Annotated in this window: 17 protein-coding genes and 1 pseudogene; 16 read left to right on the top strand and 2 right to left on the bottom strand. The window is 55.4% G+C overall.

Annotated elements, in window-relative coordinates:
* Positions 1-250 precede the first annotated feature (250 nt).
* Positions 251-1,072, bottom strand: coding sequence for a universal stress protein (locus tag K6N12_RS18470; protein ID WP_097629297.1), 822 nt, complete (start codon positions 1,070-1,072; stop codon positions 251-253).
* An 882-nt stretch (positions 1,073-1,954) separates the two neighbouring features.
* On the opposite strand from K6N12_RS18470, the pseudogene K6N12_RS18465 reads away from it, so the two are divergent.
* From K6N12_RS18465 to K6N12_RS18395, 15 genes and pseudogenes are all read left to right on the top strand, one after another.
* Positions 1,955-2,482: pseudogene (locus tag K6N12_RS18465) on the top strand (thymidylate synthase); the annotation flags it as partial.
* Positions 2,483-2,665: 183 nt separating this feature from the next.
* On the top strand, positions 2,666-3,598 hold the full coding sequence (gene thyA / locus K6N12_RS18460; protein WP_222148935.1) for a thymidylate synthase: 933 nt from the start codon (positions 2,666-2,668) through the stop codon (positions 3,596-3,598).
* Between the two features lie 220 nt (positions 3,599-3,818).
* Positions 3,819-7,070, top strand: a complete 3,252-nt coding sequence (locus K6N12_RS18455) for a hypothetical protein (RefSeq protein WP_222148934.1) — start codon at positions 3,819-3,821, stop codon at positions 7,068-7,070.
* Positions 7,070-9,061 (top strand): hypothetical protein, encoded by a 1,992-nt coding sequence (locus tag K6N12_RS18450; RefSeq protein WP_222148933.1) that lies wholly within the window; start codon positions 7,070-7,072, stop codon positions 9,059-9,061. The genes K6N12_RS18455 and K6N12_RS18450 overlap by 1 nt, the downstream gene beginning before the upstream one ends.
* A 34-nt stretch (positions 9,062-9,095) precedes the next feature.
* On the top strand, positions 9,096-9,656 hold the full coding sequence (locus tag K6N12_RS18445) for a hypothetical protein (protein ID WP_130744569.1): 561 nt from the start codon (positions 9,096-9,098) through the stop codon (positions 9,654-9,656).
* A gap of 6 nt (positions 9,657-9,662) precedes the next feature.
* Positions 9,663-11,303 carry a tyrosine-type recombinase/integrase gene (locus K6N12_RS18440; RefSeq protein WP_222148932.1) on the top strand — a complete coding sequence of 547 codons (1,641 nt, stop codon included), beginning with the start codon at positions 9,663-9,665 and terminating at the stop codon, positions 11,301-11,303.
* A gap of 76 nt (positions 11,304-11,379) precedes the next feature.
* Positions 11,380-11,730: a hypothetical protein gene (locus K6N12_RS18435; RefSeq protein WP_130744567.1), complete on the top strand. Its 351-nt coding sequence runs from the start codon at positions 11,380-11,382 to the stop codon at positions 11,728-11,730.
* Positions 11,731-11,786: 56 nt separating this feature from the next.
* A complete protein-coding gene (locus K6N12_RS18430) occupies positions 11,787-12,887 on the top strand; it encodes a hypothetical protein (RefSeq protein WP_130744566.1) in 1,101 nt (366 codons plus the stop codon).
* A 12-nt stretch (positions 12,888-12,899) separates the two neighbouring features.
* A complete protein-coding gene (locus K6N12_RS18425; RefSeq protein ID WP_130744565.1) occupies positions 12,900-13,601 on the top strand; it encodes a hypothetical protein in 702 nt (233 codons plus the stop codon).
* Positions 13,602-13,933: 332 nt separating this feature from the next.
* Positions 13,934-14,170, top strand: a complete 237-nt coding sequence (locus K6N12_RS18420; protein WP_130744564.1) for a DUF4160 domain-containing protein — start codon at positions 13,934-13,936, stop codon at positions 14,168-14,170.
* Complete coding sequence (locus K6N12_RS18415; protein WP_165423985.1) at positions 14,160-14,639, top strand: DUF2442 domain-containing protein; 480 nt, start codon at positions 14,160-14,162, stop codon at positions 14,637-14,639. The genes K6N12_RS18420 and K6N12_RS18415 overlap by 11 nt, the downstream gene beginning before the upstream one ends.
* Before the next feature lie 72 nt (positions 14,640-14,711).
* Positions 14,712-15,209, top strand: coding sequence for a hypothetical protein (locus tag K6N12_RS18410; RefSeq protein WP_222148931.1), 498 nt, complete (start codon positions 14,712-14,714; stop codon positions 15,207-15,209).
* A gap of 163 nt (positions 15,210-15,372) precedes the next feature.
* A complete protein-coding gene (locus tag K6N12_RS18405; RefSeq protein WP_222148930.1) occupies positions 15,373-15,933 on the top strand; it encodes a hypothetical protein in 561 nt (186 codons plus the stop codon).
* Positions 15,934-16,115: 182 nt separating this feature from the next.
* Positions 16,116-16,406: a hypothetical protein gene (locus K6N12_RS18400; protein ID WP_222148929.1), complete on the top strand. Its 291-nt coding sequence runs from the start codon at positions 16,116-16,118 to the stop codon at positions 16,404-16,406.
* 58 nt (positions 16,407-16,464) lie between these two features.
* Positions 16,465-17,952 carry a hypothetical protein gene (locus K6N12_RS18395; protein ID WP_130744559.1) on the top strand — a complete coding sequence of 496 codons (1,488 nt, stop codon included), beginning with the start codon at positions 16,465-16,467 and terminating at the stop codon, positions 17,950-17,952.
* Positions 17,953-18,281: 329 nt separating this feature from the next.
* Here K6N12_RS18395 and K6N12_RS18390 read toward each other — a convergent pair whose 3' ends face one another.
* Complete coding sequence (locus K6N12_RS18390) at positions 18,282-18,893, bottom strand: L,D-transpeptidase (protein ID WP_130744558.1); 612 nt, start codon at positions 18,891-18,893, stop codon at positions 18,282-18,284.
* 142 nt (positions 18,894-19,035) lie between these two features.
* Between K6N12_RS18390 and K6N12_RS34805 the strand changes: the two genes are divergently transcribed.
* Entirely contained in the window at positions 19,036-20,172 is a 1,137-nt protein-coding gene (locus K6N12_RS34805; protein ID WP_130744557.1) for a PAN domain-containing protein, read from the top strand.
* Positions 20,173-20,426: the final 254 nt, after the last annotated feature.

The following is a 20,426-nucleotide window of genomic DNA, read 5'->3' as shown; positions in this document are numbered from 1 at the left end:
AGGGCGATGGGGCCGTTGTTCCGACTGTTGCCTTCGTTACGGTCTCATAGGCGATTGTCTGTACTCGCTGCCATTTCTCTGACGGCTGCTGCCCTGGTCCCGAGGATCACGTCGCAGAGCGTCTATACGGGCATCGGCCTCTCGCTCGTCGCGGTGGGTTCGCGGGGGCCGGATATTTCCCGCCAGTCGGTCGCGCCCCTCTTCAGGAGGGCATCGACGTAGCGGTGATCCTCAACGTCCTCCGTGCCCTTTAATGAGCGAGAAGGACCGGCATCTCGGCCTTGCAAAGAAGTTCTCGAGTAACGCCGCCGAGGATGAATTCGCGAATCCTGGAGTGGCCAAATCCGCCCGCCACGAGAAGATCCGCCTTCCGTTCGAGCGCTGCCGCCTGAAGCGCGGCAGCCGGAGACTCCCCCTTGGCTTGAACAGGTACGTCCTCCACCTCGAGCCCGGAGCGCTTTAACGAGGACATTAGGATGGAGCGGTTCGCTTTGTCGATCTGCTTGTCGTCGGTCACCGAGATGACCTGTATTTTCGTTGCTTGTTCGGCGAATATCCGTGCGCAGCAGATTGCCCGCGCCGCGGTCGCGCTGCCGTCCCAGGCGATCGCAATGGTATCGATGCGACCAAAGACGCTGGTGGCGGGAAAAAGGAGCAACGGACGCCCGCTCTCGAACAGCAGCGTCTCCGAGAACTGGCGAGAGAGTTCCGAAGCCTCCACTATCGACAGGTCATTGCTCCTGGCGATTTTCGTGAAGCATTCGAAGATGAACGGCTCCTTGGCGTCGAAGCCATGAATGCGTATGTCGACACCGCTCTCCGAGGCTGCGTCTGCAATATGTCCTCGAAGCGAAGCACCGCTGTCCCGGCTGTATCCCTCCGCTTGCCCGCGCCAGAGGTCGACATCGATCATGGTGGGGAATGGCTGGTGGATTGGCGGGACCCGTACCTGCGGGATGCTCGCGAAGAGGTCGGCGCCAATCTGGCGGGCGAGGTCGATTGCGTTGTCAACGATGGTGAAGGAACTCACGTCGGGATAGGTCGACAAAGGAAGATGGAATTGCGGTCTCATACTGGCCTCCTGTGATTATTTCTTCGCCATGATGCATCTGGAGTCGACCTTCGCATTGCGTTTGGTCAAAGCGGCTTGCTGATGAACAGGTACAATCGGACCTTGGATAGGCAGAGGAGGCCATCACCATCAAACTGACCGAAATGAACCCGGTCGAGTGCTGCCGCATTCTCGAACGCGAGCGCTTCAGCAATCGACGGATAAGGTGCAATATTTTCAATAGCTTGCGCTCGAACAAGAAGGTTCGTCGGCTACCTTATTCTGACTCAGAAAAATGGCTCAATACTTCAAAATCGACCGTTATTCGTTGAATAAGACTCCGATACATGAGCTTCATTCGGTGCCGAATTGAGATGCGTGAATGCCATAGGCCTAGCAGGAGGAGGCGTTGATTTTGATGTCGGTTACTGCTTCTTCGTTGATAAATGCACGATCGCATCGTTGTCGTCGGCGCGTTCGCGAGGGTCCGGCGACCTGGCAGGCAAGTCCCGCGCGCGCCGTAACAGGCCGATGCCCGTTAGAGGTCGTTCACGATGCTGACGGTCGCCCTGCGGTATCGGAATGGGGCGTTTCAGGGAGGGAAACTCCCTCCCAAGGTTGATGGCGAGGAGCAGAGCAGAGCTTGAAGCGAAGAGTCATCGACTAAATGGCAAGGGTTGTTGCTATAACGCCCCCGGGTCCAATAGGTTTATTACACCGCTCGGTTATCGCCATAGCCGGCCGAAAGCCAGCATGGGTGGTATAGGGGTTTCCGCTGCCCAAGGAAGGGGCCAACGTCATAAAAGCGTTATGCGACCCATCAGAAACATTGGGAAAATGCCCGCCGGCGATTGGTTTCCTTCTGCCGGGAGCCTAAATTAAGCCAAACGGAATCAGCGCGCCATGAAGCAATATCTCGATCTCCTCAACCATGTGATGGAAAAGGGCTCCGACCGGGGCGACCGCACCGGCACCGGCACGCGCTCGGTCTTCGGCTACCAGATGCGCTTCGACCTGCAGGAAGGCTTTCCCGTCACGACGACAAAGAAGCTGCATCTGCGCTCGATCATCCACGAGCTTTTATGGTTCCTGAAGGGCGAGACAAATATCGGCTATCTCAAGGAGAACGGCGTTTCGATCTGGGATGAGTGGGCCGACGAAAACGGCGATCTCGGGCCGGTCTACGGCTCCCAGTGGCGCTCCTGGCCGGCACCGGACGGCGGCCATATCGATCAGATCGCCAATCTCGTCAAAGGCATCGTCGACAATCCGAATTCGCGCCGCCATATCGTCTCTGCCTGGAATCCGGCCGAGGTCGACCAGATGGCGCTGCCGCCCTGCCATTGCCTGTTCCAGTTCTACGTGGCCGATGGCAAGCTCTCCTGCCAGCTCTATCAGCGCTCGGCCGACATCTTCCTCGGCGTGTGTTTCTTTTCCGTCATCAAACATGTACCCTTGGTCTGTACCCGTTGGCTGGCAAGGGTTTTTGGAAATCTCGGAGCGGTACCGGTACCATCGGTAGCCTAAGCCTCGTCCTCCCTTTGTTGGTTTCGGCCTCTTGCGTCCAAATTCGGCCGTTGTCAGACTTGTTCCCATAACCACAGGAATTTGGATATGGCCCGTCACCCTGAGTACCAATATCTCGATCTGATCGAGCACGTTCTTCAACACGGTGATCGTCGGATCGACCGGACCGGCGTGGGTACGTTGTCATCATTCGGTGCAATGATGCGCTTTGATTTGTCCGACGGAGCCTTCCCAGTTTTCACGACAAAGCGGGTTTATTGGAAGACTGCCGTGAAGGAGATGCTTTGGTTCCTGACCGGGCAGACTGACCTGCAGTCTCTTTTGCGGGAGAACGTTCGCATTTGGACGGACTGGCCGCTGGCAAAGTACCGTCAAGCTACCGGCGAGGACATTTCCCAAGAGGAGTTCGAGGCTCGCATTCTCTCGGATGACGACTTCTCGGGGCGATGGGGTAACCTGGGGCCAATTTACGGTAAGCAGTGGCGTCGATGGCTGGACGCTGATGGCAAAGAGCACGACCAGATTGCGACGGTTATCGAAACGCTCAAGACGAAGCCATCGAGCCGTCGGATGCTCTTTCACGCCTGGAACGTCGCCGAGCTGGATCAGATGGCACTCCCACCTTGCCATATGACTTATCAGTTTCATGTGACCGGGCTTGGGGACGAGCGAACGGGTGCTGAGGGTGCTAAGCCGAAATTACAACTACTAGTTGGGCAAAGGTCATGCGATCTAGGATTGGGCGCTCCATTCAACATCGCACAGGAGGCTGCGCTTCTTCACATGATTGCGCAGCAGGTTGACATGACGCCTGGAGAGTTGGTCTGGGTAGGCGGCGACACGCATCTGTATTTGAACCACATTGATATGGCCCACACGTTGCTGAGCCGCGAGCCCCGTCCGTTCCCAAAGTTGCGTCTGTTGAGGCGGCCGGAATCCATCGATGGATATACCATCGACGACTTCGAGGTGACTGGATACGATCCTCATCCAGCCATTGACGCGCCGGTCGCCGTCTGATCGGTCTACGATTCATTGCCGCGTTAACCAGCCAGTAAAGATGCTAGTAATTTAGCAATCCGTGACGGAGCCGTCAGGGACTGGACGGCGTCGCCCTGCGGCTGAAAACGCTTCTTTTTCGATACCAAAAATCAACAACTCAACAATACCCGTGGACAGGTAATTCACGGGGAAGGGTGATCCCATGCCTAGAAAAGGTTCGAAATCAGGGGACGGTAGGATGCCAGTCGATGACGGGCAGCTGTCGCTATTCGAAACGGCTGATGTCGGCCCCGGCGAGGTATCCGATCCTCTCGACTATGTCATTTCTGATCTTGTGAAGACCGCGTTCGGTAACCTCGACAAAGGGCAAGATGGGCGCTCGACCGGAGGTGGCGCTGAAGTGCATCGGCTATCGATTTGTCCACCGCCGCTGGCGTCTTATGAGGGCAACGACCCGCCGGAGAATGACCTCAATGCCTTTAATGCGGCTCACGTAGACCGTTTCCCTGCGCTCGCGGTTCATCAGTCCTACAAACCGGGATCGACCAAAGCGCGGTTGGTGGAGATGCTGAACGAATGTCTCGAAACTAACACAATCCCACGGTCCGAAGTTGATCGGCGGTTGATTAATCGCCGAGAGATGGCAAGCCGACTGAATGTAAGTCATACCCTTCTGTCCTCCACTCTCAGGACCATTCTGACGGATTACGAGGTCGCGCTGGAAATTGTTCAGCCCGTCGCATCGTTGCCGGAGGCACCGAAGTTCGGAGCAAAGCCTGATCAAATCGGCCCCCTAAACCAGGCGGGCCGAGACGTAGTCTCGCAATACCCGAACCTTTCGAAACATCAGCATTACCCGGAGGAGAGCACGGCGAATAAGATCGTGCAGACCCTGAACGCTCAGATCGTTTCTGGCGGCCTGGAGCGAAGTAGAGGAGGCAAGATCAATCGGAAGCTGATCACGGGGCAGCTCGGCCTCAGCCAAACCGCACTGACGATCTACGCGCAGATATTGGAAGACTATGAAAGTGAGGTCGGCGGCAAAGAGTCGGCCACAGAAGCCAAGATTCCTGCCATGCGTCTGTGGCTGGAGCGGCAGATGGATCAGGGTGCGCTTCTCGTTCGTGACGGTAAGGTGAGCCGCACCCAACTGTTTTCGCATTTTGAGTTGCCCAAAAACTCGCTCGTTATTCTCCGTTATCCTCGCGTGGCAGAACTTATCGAGGAATTCGACAAGCGTGTCGCCGAGACGGGCTACCAGCCCACGGAAATTGTCGAAAAACTGAGCAAGCTTCATGAACTGTTGGAGGAGCCACCGGTCGGTAAAGACGGGCATAGCTTCGATAGGACGGAGCTTTGTAAATTACTGGATTTGCCGCACAATGCGCTATTGCGGCCGCCCTATGTCGAGGTTGTCGCAAGCGAGGAATTGAAGTTCAAGGAAAGGCTTAAAAGCGATCAATTTCTTGCTTCTGTCGGGGGACGCATTTTCAAGTGTCATATGCTCGTCGAGCTAGGATGGTCTCATTCGTTCGCCAGTCGGTTTAAGGAGAGCTTCGAGCGGCATTATCGCAAGGCGACAAAAGACAACGCTAAGGTCGCATTTTCCGCTGCTACCGAACTTCTGAGCTTCATTGCGACCGAGAAGTCAGTAGCGTGCGTGGCGCTCTTGGAGGGGCTTTCAAACGGGGTGGCGGCGCGAAGCCTAGCGAAGGAATTTACCCTCGCCACCCAAGCGTATCGTGACAGCCTGGTTGAGCGGTATGAGCACATTCCCAGCCGAAATGGGAAGCTGACGATGACGAACAGCGCCATCAAGGTTTTCAGCAACGACGGCATCTTTCCACCGCACGAATTGGGTCTCATCGCATTCCGTGAAGACAATCCGAACCATCTGCGGTCGGTGGCGGAAGTGACGGAAGTGACGGAAACGACGCGAGGGAAGCCGAAAAAGCCTCATGTAGATGATTATCTTCACTTTGCTACATCGATGCTAAAGCAGGCTGCTGATGTTCGTCAGATCGAAATCACCGGGCTGGACCAGGGCGACTTCAATCGCGTCTTAAGAGCAGAGCTGGAAAATCACGAATTCAAGGCAGCGGAGGACCCCGCGAAGGTTATCCTCCATGTCTTGACCCGTCGCCTCGATCTGATCAAGACCGCCGCGACCAAGCTACTGAATGTAGGCCGAGCGCTTTGGGATCGCGGTCGAGAGCTTCTTTCTATTGGACGTGATCCAGGCGATGTCTTTCACGACATTCTCAGGAAAGGGCGGATCAACGAGCATCAGCGGCGTCAGCTACTCCGTGATCACTTCCCAAACGATGACGATAACCGCGAGCAAGGTATTGCGAACCTGCTCCGAGTAGTTGCTGAGCGGTACTGTTCCATTTACCCCAGCAACAAGGCTGCAGGCCGCGAGGAAGGACAATTCTTTCAGAAGCGGGCGCTAGATTACGGTGGCGGCACACTGCTCCAATCTTACCTTTTGCCGACCCAAGAGGCGGTGGCCGCTGCCATCACGCTCTACATGCTTGAATCCGGCAGTAATGTATCAGTCGGGCGAACGCTCTACCGCGACTGCATCGATCCTTCAGAAGAACCAAATCACAGCAAAGTCACAGGCTACAAGGCGAGGGCAGGTGGAAAGCCCATCTTCGTGACCCTCCCTGACCGGTGTGCCGCAATCAAGGCAATGAACTGGCTGCGGGAGGCCTTCGCAGCCAACCCCAGAATTGCCGACGAGGACCGTAACCAGCTGTTCCTCTGCAAGGGCAACAACGAGACTCTGAAGCTGATCGAGGAGTGGACCTTCCGGGCTGAGTTTAAGCGCCTGACTCAGTCGGTTCCGGAGCTGGCTGACCTCCCGCTGACCCCAAATATGTTGCGGCCGTCCATCCTGTTGAAGGCCGCGCTTGAGTCAGACGCGAAGACCGGTCTGTCGCGAGCAATGGGACAGCACGGGGCGCAGGTACACGAGGGATACGTCAATAAGTATCCCATCATGTACCTGCGAGACACCGACATTCGGCTATTCCAGTATTCGATGGAAACTGTTGTCATCCAGAAGATCGAGGATGTTCACGCGTTTCTCGGCGTGGACGAAGAGAAGATGGCAGGCCGCGTCGAGGCGGTGATGCGGACCGGCTTGGGCACCATGTGCGCCGACCGGTACGGCAAGCCCGGCAACGAGGGGAAGCTTTGCCAGTCGCTTGACTGCGTCAAAGGCTGCCCGCAGCTCATTTTGATCGCGATCCCGAAAGAGATCGCCATCCTTCAACTTTGGCAACATTCCCTACGGCTGGTGGAGGGTGACTGGATACGCGACCAGCCGGACCGGTGGGAGAAGGTATGGCTTCCATGGCTGTGTTTCTGCGATGCGGTCGAGATGAAGATGCGCCAGTCGTTTTCTGATGTCTGGTCTGACGCGACCGAAATCTCCAGCAAAATGCTTGCGAACCCGAATTTCGCGCCCATGAGGTTGTTCTGATGCCAGTTTCACTGAGGGCCCCGTCTTATAAGACGATTGATAATCTCGATTACGAGAGCCGTCGCCGCAGCTGGCTTGGTTCCCCCTATGAAATCCACGAATGGACCTTCAGGGACGGGGCAGGCGAGGGTAAGGACGAGACTGTCAATTTCGACGTCTCGATGGCAGATGGTCGATCATTGATCGAACATGCAAATCTTTACGCCACGTTCAAAGAGCTGGTGTTCTGGCTCCGAGCGGGCAATTACACGCGCATCGACGATGCGGCGTGGCATGCGCAGTACGCAAGGACTTTGCTGCGGATTTGCTACGGGATGACTGTCCGTGGGTTCTATTCCTTTGCCAGTCTGACGTCCTTTGATATCGACATGTTGTGCGAAGAAGCGGCGATGGGTTCCGACAGTTTGCTGCGGGCATCAGCCATCGTGAAAGAAAAACTTGGCGCATACTCCTCTTGGGACGGCGTTCCGCATGCGTTGGCCAAGAACAAGCAATTCAACATCGGCGCAATCCGCCTGGCCTTCAATCTTCCGCAGAAGTGGGCGGCCATTGAGATCAACTCTGAGGTCGAAGTTGCGACTGCTCGATTGAATGGCGAGTTGAAGACGTCGGTGGCCGACCTCAGAGAGGACCCGATCACCGTTCAAAACATTCAGCGGGTCACGACTTTATTCGATGCTCTGTATGCGCTTCGACATTATATTGAGGCTCCCACCATCAGGTTTCGACCCTTCCCGGAAGGACCGGCGAAGCGGGCCGACAATCTTGGCGCTCGCACGACTAGGACGCCCATAGCACCTCCCTTGCTGGTCATGAGCCTACTGGAGCAGTCGGTTCGTTTTGTCGCGAACAACAGCGATGCCGTTCAGGCTGCCTACGAAGCCGTCCTCGATGCACGCGAGAACGGAGAAGTTTACCGCCCCGATGCTGAAGCTCTGAGGCCGCGCATCAGCCAGATCGCCGTAGCGTGCTTCATCTTGATTGCAGCCTTCACAGCCCGGCGCACCGAAGAGATCAAGATGTTGGAACGCGATTGCCTCGAAGGGAACGAGGTCGATGGCTGGTGGATGAAATGCTACATCGAGAAAACGCAGAGGACGCGGAGCTGGATACCAATCCCGAACATTGTTGCTCGTGCGGTTCAAGTTCTCTCTTCATTTAATGCTGACGGCGACGGTGATCCGAATGCGCTCATTTTCGATTACCTTGACCCCGTCTCCGGCAAGATCGCGGATTTAGCGCCCGAGGGTAAGATCAACGATTTTGCTCGCTCCGTTGGTGCGGTCGAGCACGCCAACGATAATGGCGACAGTCTGATCTGGCACTGGCAGCCTCGGCAGTTTCGGCGCTTTTTTGCCGTGCTCTATATCTGGCGGTACAAAGGTAAGTTCGAAAGCCTGTCGCACCATCTCCGCCATTTCAACCTTGAGATGACTAACGACTATGTGAAGCTGGACCCCGAGAATGCCAGGGAATGGACGCGTGAGGTCTGGAACTTCCGCGTCGAGATCGTAAAGGACCTCGTGTCAGGTGAGAGCACCTACACAGGACCTATGGGCGAGCGATTGAACAAGCTGGTCAAACGCCTTCGCGAGAAGTTCTCCGACGTGCAGATCATCCCGGAATTCCTTGCTCAGGCAGTCATCCGTCAGATGGAAAAGGGCAGCGTGGTCGTGACACCGAAGCCGTGGGTGACTTGCTGCTGCCCGCGCACGGCCGGTGGCTGCGCTAAAGCGGCTTGCCGCAAGAAGGCTGGTTTCGAGGACGGGAGCGTGGGCCCCGATTACGCGGCGGCCGGGCCTACCGTGTGTCCGGGGTGCCCATGGGCCCTGATCGGTCCAGAAAACGTCAGCTATTTCGACGATGAGCTTCAGGCTCTCACGCCGAACTTGGGCACTGACGATGACGGTCCGACAATCTTCGGCGAGTTGCAGGCGGCGAACATCGTCACTCTCAGCGAATTCCGCGAGACCCTGACGGTCGCATCGTGAGCTTGGTAGAGACTTAGGTTGTAAGGAGTAAGCGGTGGCGGAGCTTAGCGTAACGGAACGTCTTGAAGCAATGGTGGCCAGGTACAAGGAGTGGGTCGAAACGGGCGTGCCGCCGGGCGTCGACTTCAAGAAGTCTCTGAGTGCCGCTCATAACTGGTCGTGCCCCGAATACGGCATTTTCGCGGTTGTTTCGAAACGCGACTGGAACACCAAGTCGAAAGATCATGGGAAGATAGTCGCGCAGATAGGGAAGCTCCTCGAAAAGCTTCGCCCCTTCGATGAGGTTCAGCGGGAAAAGGCGGCTGCCGTAGCGGCAAAGGACACCGGCAAAAAGACCGTCCGCGTTTACACCACGCAGAAAGCGCGTCGCGTCGCCGCCGAGGATGAAGCGGAAAACCTCAAAGGGATGCTGGAGGCGACGACCAGAAAATATCATCAACTGAGCCACAAGATGGAACGAGTTGAGATTGATCTAGGCACGCAGAAGGTTCGGAACGACGAGCTGGAACGCCGCAATGAAGCGCTTGAGGCAGAAAATGCGCGATTGAAGCGAATGTTGACGTCGAAGAGCGGCGTTCTCCAGTTGGTGGAGTAGCTAGCAATGGCCTCGTCGACCGCACTTAGCAAGGTCTTTCATCAGCGCCTGGAAGACGTTCTGAATAGCTGCAATCCTGCGGAAATTCCGAGTTTTAATAACCGCTTCTCCAGGCAGTGGTTTGCCGAAAGGATCGGCTGTTCGGTCAATACGCTGAGCACCAGTACGCGTTTGAGAACGGCGCTCCGTAACTGGGAAAAGGAGCAGCGACCAACGATCATTCCGCGCACAACTGTCGAGGACGACACCACCAATGTCGTACCATTCCGTCGGCGGATAGATTCAATCATCATGCCGGTGTCTTTGAAAATCGAGAAGGGGTCGTTCACCGTACCAACGCTTCTTTGGTCGGACGGCATTGATGAATGGGTCGCCGATTTCGCCCGCTACCTCATCGTCAAAGAGAAGATAAAGACCTCCAGCGTTGAGGAAACCGTCAAAGTCCTGCGCATGTTTCGGCGCTTTCAGCGAGCACACCATGTCCCGCATGACCAGGTGAGTGACGATTTTCTGCTGGCTTGGCAGAATCTGAAAAAGGGCCAGAAGGTTTCGATAGGCCGCTGCAACTACTGCATATCGGTTGTCCATGACTTCTATAAGTGGGCAGAATCTGTTGGCCGGTTGAGATACCACGTTCAAACCAAACCAAAGCACGACTATAGCGGGATTCCGGAAGACTACATATTTCCGATCTCTGCCAAAGAAGTTGAGCTTCGTCTTCCGAACGGCCAAAAGTACATCAAATGGGTGTCGGGCCTGCTCGATGACGGCGTGCACAGTTCCTATGGCTCTCGTCACACCCCGACCTCAGACGAAGTCATCCGTCTTTTCGCAGAAGCAAAGAAGGAAGGCCGGAATTCCGCTCGAAACCTGCTGATGCTGGTGGTGGCGCTGGAATCGGGCGCTCGCGTTAGCGAGATCGTACAGCTGAAGGTCAGTGATTTTCCGACGCCGAAAGAGCTTGGGCCATACGTCGGCAAGAACGCTAAACTTTATCTTGAGGTCGAAGTAATTCGAAAGAACCAGGGCAGCGGCCGACTGCGGATAAACCGGGAGCTTGTGCTCAAGATCGTTGCCTACATCTACGGCGATACACAGCGGCTGAACATCATCCGGAAATCTGCTGGTAAGAAGCTATCCAACGATCAGTTTGTATTTTTGTCCGAGACCGGCGAGGGGATCACGACCGACAGCGTGACTCGAATAGCTGGTCAGCTATTCCGCGCAGCGGGCATCGAGAAGGCAAACATCCACCGCCTGCGTGCCCGGTATATCACGACTGTCATCGAGCTACAGCTGGACCGCCTCGCGGAGCAGGGGGTCACAGTCAACCGCTCGGAGGCCTGGGAGGAGCAAGTCCTCGTGATGGCTGTCCAGCTTATGGGACACTCTCACCCGATGTCATTGCGGCCGTACCTCAACGAAATCCTGCAGCGACGGATGACCAAGGACGGGCGCATTGAGCAGCGGTCCGTCGAGGATCGTGAACGATCCATTGCGGAGCTTAGCGAGCAATTCGCATCACAGGTTTTCAACGCAGCTCAACTCGCCGAGGCCAACCAGTTGCTCTTGGCTCAGAAAGCAGATGAAGCCATCGAGGTCCTTTCGAGCCTCATTGATCGGCTGCGGCAGGTGGAGGTTGCGTAGACCGCTGACGACCGAACCATTGCGACCGACCATCGTGTGCCCTACTTCTTCGCTAGCTGACTAGGGGGTAAGGGTTTTGAAGTCATCTGAAGAATGGTTTGCAACTGGACGTGAAGAAGGACGTCGTGCTGGCGGCTCGGTGTCGTATCAAGCTCGCGACTTTGGGCCACACGAAGATGCCCTCGCATCTGGTCACGCGCTTTTCGACGGTGAGTATGCTCTTATCACTCGCTGCTACGGGGATTTCGCGAACCATGACCTTTGCGGTTCATGGATGGCCGGTGTCGTCGAAGGCTGCACCAGCGTCGGTGCCCGACTTGGCTTCACAACGGGAACGCCGGATATCGCGTCGGGTAGGGCCGGTGCCGTTCGTCTTCATCTCATGATCGTCAAAGACGTCGCACCTGCCGACGTCGCCTTGAATTAGATCGCTCAGTCGGGACGATCTAAACGCGGTAGTGCATGCAGTTTCATGAGGGCTCTATGACGTTCGGCTTAATTTTCGACGGCAGGTTCGGCACCTATCTGGTGGCAGATACGCTCGAAACTTCGACACAAATCAACGTTGAGGAAGGGGAAAGGCATCCAGCCGCGCTGACAACCGGCTTGCCGCTGCCAATGTCCGGTCAATCCAGTGTCAGCTACACCGAATCCGCGCTTAAGATGTGCAACTTTGGTGCTGCGGCCTTCGCTTTTGCTGGAGACGGGAGCGCGGCGTTCAAGACGATAGCGTTCCTGAATGAGAGGCTTGTCCTTGAGCCAGAGCGTGAAGGTCGCCCTCTTACTCTTGCAGACTTCCCACCCATTTTCGACGAGGCACTTAGAATGGGGGCTGACCACCCTCTGCAGGCAATTGGATTATTTCCACGAGGAGACGGAAGTTACAATCGATGCGAATGGGACGTAAGCGGCGGAAAGCTAAAAATGATCCTCGGTCGAGAGGACGTCGCTATTGGTAGTGGGGCTGGTAGCGCTCGCAGAATGGTCGAGTTTGCTCGCTCCGTAACGCCGCCGGGCTCAAATCCGGTAGGCGAGTGCGCGTTCTTCTGTGACCGGTTCCTCATGGCGCAAGTCGCCTCGGAGCATCATCACACCATTGCAGAGGGGATAGGAGGGGTTGCGACAGCCATTATCGGTAACGGTGAGGAGCTGTTATGGGCCCCAGAGCGGACAACCTATATCTTTTTTACAGATTCGGACCTATCCGGGCCTGCGGACCTTCTTCTGATTTACAAAACCGCTTTCATCAACGATGCATGCGTCTCACTATCTTACATTCCAGCTACTGACGATCTGGACCTGATGGTAAGACAAAACCCGGCATCATCCTTCGACCCAATCCGGGATATTCCGAAGTTGTCATGGAATTCACCCGTCGTCAGCACCTGTTTTTTTAGAGGTGAGTTCGCGTCAACGAAAATCTGGCAGCGGACTTTTATTGCGCCTAGTGAGCGGCTGTGGCAGGACTCGATTAGCGTGAACTACGATGATCTTGGCCGTCTCCGAGCCTCGATGTCTTATGAAAGTCACCCGGATATTGAGAGAATTCTCGCCGATTCGACGAACTATCGCTTCCTCCCGTAGACGGAAATATCGATGGCCTACGAGAAAGCCGATTTTCAACGCCTGAAAGCCAGCTTAAGCGAAACACTAACCGACGACACCGGCGACCCGTTGTCGTGCTTGTTGCACGAGGCCCCACACTCGCACGGGCTGCTGAACCTAAGTTTTGGTGATGGCGAGCGCGACTTTTCTCACGTTGCGGAAGCCTGCAACATTGCGAATGTCATCACCTCAATCGAACGCATCCTCAGTCTTCCTCGGTCGAACATTGCCTGCCAGGAGATGGCTGAAGTGCTCCTGCTGCGCCTTGATGTCCTCAGGGAGTACATTTGCACAGCGATCAAACGATCTGAATCTTCTCACTATTCGGAAACCGAGGCTGATCGGGCAATCCGCCGCTGGGCCGGGTTCTTGAAGCATCCGAGCAACTACGTTTTCGCGCATAGCTGTTTCTCTGATCTCGAAGTGTCCTTTGATCCCCCGGCTATCGAGATAGACTGCGACTTCCTCTCCAGCTGGGACAGTTTGGATAAACGCGAACGGGATCAGCGGAAATCCGACTTGGCGCACCGGTTGGTCATCGTGCGGTTGCCAGGGATCGATAAGATCGAAGCCTTTTTCAAATCTTCGGCTGATCATCTCAAAGACCTCATCGCGGCCAACTCGAAGGATGGCGGATTGGGGAGAGCACAAGGTGCCGTCCGCACAGCTCATCTTGTCACAGTCGGCGACTAGCGACTCGCGGCTGCGTCAGGTCAATCTCACCGTCGCGAAGGCGATCCGGCTGGTATAGCGGATAGACGAACGTTCGAAGAATTGTCGAGTTTCCACGAGGGCTTCTGAAGAGAGGCCCTCCTAATGGTTTCGAACTTCGCCGCGCAATTTTCATCACCGGACGAGCCGTCCTAGCGTTTGGCCGTATCTATCTTTCGATGCAATTAAGCGTTTTTCAACGGGCTGTTAACCGGCGAACAACTACCCTGAATTGAGCAAGATTCTCTCACGGAAAACATTTTGGACCTTGAAATAGTGCACCATGCGCACTATTAATATTCGCGGAGTGGCTAATGCCGGTGGTGGTTAAATTTGGGAATGTGAAGATTCATGTGTATGCGAACGACCACAATCCACCGCATTTTCACGTATCCACTCCAGATCATGATGCGCTGATTTTGATTGCCGATCTAACTGTCCTTCAAGGTCAAATTACGAAGAAGAACTTTGAGATGGTCATCAAATGGGCTTCGGAAACTGGGAATAGAGAGAAGCTAGAAAATGAATGGAGTCGCCTCAATGAACGATGACCTCATCTCGGTTGGCACCCCTCTCCCTCGCGCCGCAAAGGCTGAGTGGATTGAAAAGCGACTTGTCCGCATCACCTGGAAGTCTGGAAAGACTTCTGTTGTCGACTTGGCTCCGGCACTACTCAGCCGAAGAGTTTATATCCCACTGCGCGACGACGATGATTTGTTCGCGAAGCTTTGTGTCGACGAGTACGGCACTGGCATCGAATGGCCCGGCGGCATAGATTTTTCGGCTCTGTGGCTCAGCAAACTTCCATCTGTAGAATTCGATAACGAGTCATTTCGCGATGCCATGGATGACTTGGGAATGACATTGGAGGGTATGGCTGCTGCCTTGGACATCTCTAGGAGGCAAGTAGCTGACTATCGAAAGGCAAAGCCGATTCCGCGAAATGTTGCATATGCGACCCGCTATCTTGTTGAGGCCGCACATAAAAACGAAAAACGTTCGGAAGAGATGACCGCGTAATCTCAGACTATCAATAGCGCGGCACGGCCTCGATAAATCGCTGACATGAAACCCCGGCTTTGAGCTGGGGTTTTGCTTTCTGGCACTATCGCCTTCGAACGGAAAGCTCATCCTTTCCACCTCGGCGACGCCGAACCGAGCAGGGCAGAAAGGGAGTGGACCGCCAGCGCCGGATTCCAAGAAGTTGAGGGCGAAGCCTTCGTTGCGGACGCCACTAAAGGCTGGGACCAACTGAGGGAGCGTTCGGTGACTCACCCCGGCGGATTGCTGGACTATGCGGAGGTCGCAGCCGAAATCAACCGCTTGGCAGGGGCCGACAAAGAGCTGGTGAACGATATTCTGCTTGGCGTGGGGTCTGGTGGATTTAAGGGCGACCTATTTGTCGGCACATCTTGCTCCCGTCATATGTGCACGAATCAAGAAGCCGTGGTCGTCGCCGATCTTGCTTCAAGGAGGGTTTATCTCGCTTGGAAGCCGTCTGGTCAGAAGATCGAAGTGAACCCCGACGTGAAAGCATGGTCTGAAAAGGCGAAGGCCGAACTTCGTCAGTGGGCAGCTAAATGGAAATAGCTGCGCTTTCCATCTGCGCCGCGATCCCGACCAGTGGGATGCACTGCACTTGGGTTGTGGAATGCGTGATGAAACGCAGTTTTGCTGTGGATGCGAATGGCCTGTGGATCAGGATGCACGGTTTTTTAATGTATCATTGCTGAGTCCTTTGGAGTGATCACAAATGGCCAGCAGTTATGCGGAGTGGAAGCTAAGAACTTCAGAAATAGACGCTGCAATCGCGCAGATCGGTGCCTCGCTCCTTCGAATTAGAGAACTCGAAGGGGTTGCGGAACTTGAGGGAAAGCTTCTGTTGAATCCGCCGAGGAATGGCAAAGCCTCACCCCAGCTCGCGGAACACATTGACCGCCTTTCCACGAAGCTCTTCGGCATCACCGAAGAAGACACCCACTTCAAATATCCCGATAATTTTGAAAGCTTGATTGAAGGTATGCCCGAGTGGTGGCGCGCGCAGTCTCGCGCCAACGAGTTCGAGGACCGGTTTTCCACAGGTCAGATGACCGATGACGAAGCTGTCCTGGCCCTTCTCGTATTGGGCGTTGACTTCCGTGATGAACGGGGAGACCCGCTCCGTTGCACCAAGTTTTTATCCCGACAGGTAGAAGGTGCTGTCTTTAACGTCATGGGGCATCTCCCAGATTTTGAGGAGCTGGGTTTGAAAACCTGGGAGAGCAGGCTTCAGAAAGAAGCCAACCTTCACCTATCCCGTAAGGGACGGAGGTAGCTATTCGCTGTTCCAAGCGAGCCCTACCTCTTCGCCAACTCATAATGACTCCGCTTCCAACTGGCCGATCTGACCGTGCTCTGCGACCTCGTACGCCCGAAACCAAACTCATACACATGTCGTGGGTCACTCTTGCTTGCATTGGCAGATACGGGCACAATCGTATGCAAGCAGGGAACTCTATGATGCAATTCGATTATCGCGCCGCGTCGCGCTTCATGTTTCGGATGTTCCTGCGATTTGCGTGGAGGACCTCGCAACGACGCTGGACGACAGTCGGAGTAGCCGTCGCGCTTTTCCTCACCACAGCATTTATCCCGAATCTCGGCATCGCTGTCTTTGGCACAGCGTTCGCTGGATGGTGGATTGTTCTTGGCGTCATGGCTCTTTTAGGTGGGCTCGCGGGCAACCGAGTAGGTATCGGTCGGGAGAAGGCGACATTGATACGCCAGTCTGAACCGAGCCGGGACTGAAACGACAATGGGGACACATCGTTCTAAATAGGAAGTTGCCGAAACGTAGGGCGTGCAAGTGGCATTGGATGAAGGCGGGCAGGCTAAAGCTATCGCGGCAGAGTGGCACGTTGATCCCGATCTGCTGGATCAAGCCCAGTGGGAAATTGAGAACATAGATAGCAATGACGGTTTCACCGTGAGCTATTTTGTCCGTTTTGACGAGGAAACAGATCGCGAGCTGTTAGATCGGCTCGGCGTGAGGCCCGGGGAATATTATCGCGAACTCAGCATAAATGCCTTTGATCAGCACGACGAAGAAGAGACCGCGCGTCCTCGTGAGCGACGTGCGTCGAGGCTTGAAAACCGGATCGGCTTAGGAGCAGCGTTCGGCGGCTCAGCCTTTGCCCGTCGTGGTTTTGCGACGGCAGACAAAGTATCCTCGAATGAAGAGGATGACGGCTTGTCCTCAATTAACGAGCCGCTTCCAGACATATCGAATTTCGTAGATGATGACTTTGACCTCGCAGAGCCCGCCGAGCGCCCAATCGATGGCCGACGCGCCTACTTCATAGATGAAGAACGCTTTACGCCCTCACAATTTCGCAAGCTTTCCAAGCACCGCAAAGTGCAGGCGATGGTTCAATGGTTTCATGAGAACTACGAGGACCCAGCCGTTCGAATGCCCTACGAGAGTGCGGAAGGCGGCTACCAATGGGTTTGGGGTGGCCCTTATGACGCTGGCGAGCAGATAGGCGACGAATTTTCAGACATTAGCGATCAGCCTTCTATTGAGGAAGCTGCAGCGGAAATCACCCGCGACGGGCTTTTTGATTGGGCACCCAAAGCAAGGCGAGAGGACTACGCGCAGGACGAGGACTGGAACTTACCAGGTGAAGACGAGGATTGGAACCAACCCGGTAGCGGAGACGACTACACCAGGACAGTAATTCGCCGGACAGACCCCACGCCAGAAGGGGAGGCTTATTTGACCGATGGAGCTGGCCGATTTCTTACCGATGAGCAAGGGCGCAGACTTTTGGTTGGTGGCCCGATCTCGCGTTCAGCGGCCTCAAACTTTTCGAACTTTCGGTTTGCTGAGTCAGTTTTGAGCGGCGCTGGTTCAAGCGGAGTACCGAGAGATTATCATCAGGAGGTGCTGTCAAGAATTGAGAGCCTTGAAGCTTCGCTTCAAACATATCGAGAAAACCTACCACCAAGGAGCCATAACCATCCACCGGAGCTTGTTGAGCCAGACCCGATTTCGCCAATCGAGATTCGCTTGGTTGGACGAGTGACGATTGAAATACGGAACGAAGTTGATCAACCCCAGCCAGACCCTGTTAAGCTTGAAGAGCAGGCCTCAAAGCTGAAAGCTGTCGCAGGCTCAATTCTAGCGTGGTTGGGCCGCAAGGCTGACACTGCCATTGATAGTGCGATCAAGTGGGCCGTCCCCACGCTCGGAGCGGCGTGGCTGCTTGCTGGCCCGGATAAAGTGTATGCGAATCTCTTAGCTCTGGCTGAAACTGTCTCGGCGTGGGCGCAACACCTGGCCTCGGGCATCTGAAGGTAAACCAGGTCTCAGAGCCGTCGATGAAGTCCTGCCGCATGATCCTGCATCCAATGCGCGTCGCCGGGAATGCCCCTTGGATGCTATTGTACCTCGCCGCCTAGCTTCCAGCTGTCCCCGGATGGGCACGCCATATCTGATTGATATTCCTCGCAGCAGATAGCCGCATCGACCCATGTCCATATTTTGCAGCAGCTTGCTGCAAAATATGTATCGTTGCCTCGGGTGCCACGGATATCATTGCTACGGTTCTGGAAGACTCGTTGTAAAACGCCTCACCCTCGGCTGGCGAGGAACCCCTAGAGTTGCCACCGCACCCGATCCGATTACCGCCGGACGATCACCCGTGTTCCCGGCTGAACCATCTCATAAAGCTCCTCGACGTCCTCGCGGTACATGCGAAAGCATCCGCTTGATGCATTGGTGCCGATGGAGGAGGGGTCATTGGTGCCGTGTATGCGGAGCAGTCCGTCGGCAAGATAGATCGCGCGGGTTCCAAGCGGATTTGCGGGGCCGGGTTTCACGACTGCCGGAAGCCTTGGGTTCTTCTGGCGCATGCTGGCTGTCGGCCGCCATTCGGGATGCTCTCGTTTCGACACCACCCGAGTCAATCCGTACCATCGCTTGCCTTCGCGGCCGACTGCGATGGGGTAGGCAAACTGCTCGCCCTGTGCGGTCGTGTAAATAAGAGTGTGCTCACGCGTGGCGATGACGATGGTTCCTCTCGCGCTTCGTGTCGATGGCTCCCGACGTTCCTGCAAAGGTTCCCGATAGCCAGGTTCTGGCTCGTAGTAGGGAGGAGGGGGATAGGGGCTGTAAGGGTCCTTATAGTAATAGCCGTCGTATTCATCGTATCCATCATACGGCGCGTAAACTTGGGCTTGGGCATGCACCGCTGTCAGAAAGAGGGCCGCAGCAAGGAGAACCAGCAATCTCATTCTTTCGCCATCCGCTTGTTATTAGGCCTGATTGGGCGGAATTCTGTGGCGGCACTATGGCCGTTAACCTCCGTCTAACTTCTACTTTGACTTTCTTAGTCAGAAGTCGCTTACTCGCGGTGAGGTGGTAAGGGGTTTGGTTGTGAGTGTGCGCGTATTTCTTTCTGCTATTGTGGTTCTGATCTGTGCGTTTCAAGCCAGAGCCGCAGATGTCCAGATCGACCAGCTGAAGGATGATATCTACATTATTTCTGTGGTCGGCGAGTTCAAGGAGGGCGATGACAATCGTTTTAAGAACCTCGCCATTTCGACCAACAAGGCAGTTGTCTTCTTGGACAGCCCCGGTGGATTGGCAGGGGTCGGAATGGAAATCGGCCGCACAATTTCGATCAAGGGCTTCTCGACCGCCGTAGCCGAAAACACGATATGCGCCTCTTCGTGCGGGCTGGTTTGGCTGGCGGGGAAGCACCGGTTCATTACGCCGACCTCCAAAGTCGGTTTCCACGCCGTCTTCAGTGACACGTCAGGGCAACAAACCGTCAGCAGCGCAGGGAATGCCCTCGTCGGATCGTATCTTCAGCAACTCGGCCTTAGCGCAAACGTCATTGTCTATGTTACCGATGCCGCGCCAGCCTCCATGCAGTGGCTGACTGCAGCCGACGCGAAACAGATCGGGTTAGATATTGATCTTTTGGCGGGCGATGCACCTGCACAAGCTTCAGCTCCTGTCCCTTTCGGAGGAGATGCAGCGGCCAGTTATGCCCCCACGACTGTCACCGTCACGCCTCCCGCTCAGCCGCAAGCACCCTCGTGGCGAATATTCGAGCACACTGATCTCCCCGGCTACGACCTACCAGACATGCCACTGAAGCTATTCACTGTCGAAGATTGCAAAATGGAGTGCGATGGCAATGATCGGTGCCACGCGTTCACGTTCAATGAGGCTCACAATGTGTGCTTTCTGAAAGGTATGGCGACTGATGCGCTCCAGTTCAGTGGGGCCGTGTCTGGCTATAAGGGCGATGCGGCCGACATCTCACGCGTCGGGCATGACTTCGGCCCGTCGCTCGATTTCCGCACGAGCAAGAATGTGGAAATAGTGGGCAAACCATTTGCTAAGTTTTCCGGTTCGTCGCTCGCGGCCTGTCAAGATCAATGTGTCATCACGCAGAGCTGCCAAGGCTTTAACTATTACAGGAATGGCATGTGCGTCATGCTCAATATCCGAAAGCCAACTCGCAACAATTTGTTGTCGGTAGCCGGGGCCAGGTCGAATTAATGCGGCGGGTTCCTCATGTTGGCCGCGCGTCAGTCTAATCAACCCTTCACCGTCGAGCCAATCGCATTCTTTGACCGAGTTTGCGGCCTGCTGCCAGCCGAAGGCAGCCCAAAACAGGTATTCCACTAAGTCGCCGTGTGGTTGTTTGCACTTCGAAGGACGTTTCCACCTCGCAGCTCTTCCATGATCGAGGCGTGCATAGCGAGAAGCTCCGCTGTCATCTTGCCCTCAAAGCAAGTTCATAGCTCACCTTG

Origin of the sequence: Rhizobium redzepovicii (assembly GCF_019793435.1) — a bacterium.
Taxonomy (GTDB): Bacteria; Pseudomonadota; Alphaproteobacteria; order Rhizobiales; family Rhizobiaceae; genus Rhizobium; species Rhizobium redzepovicii.
Note: the sequence above shows the minus strand (reverse complement) of the source record. Positions and strands in the feature narration are given on the sequence as shown.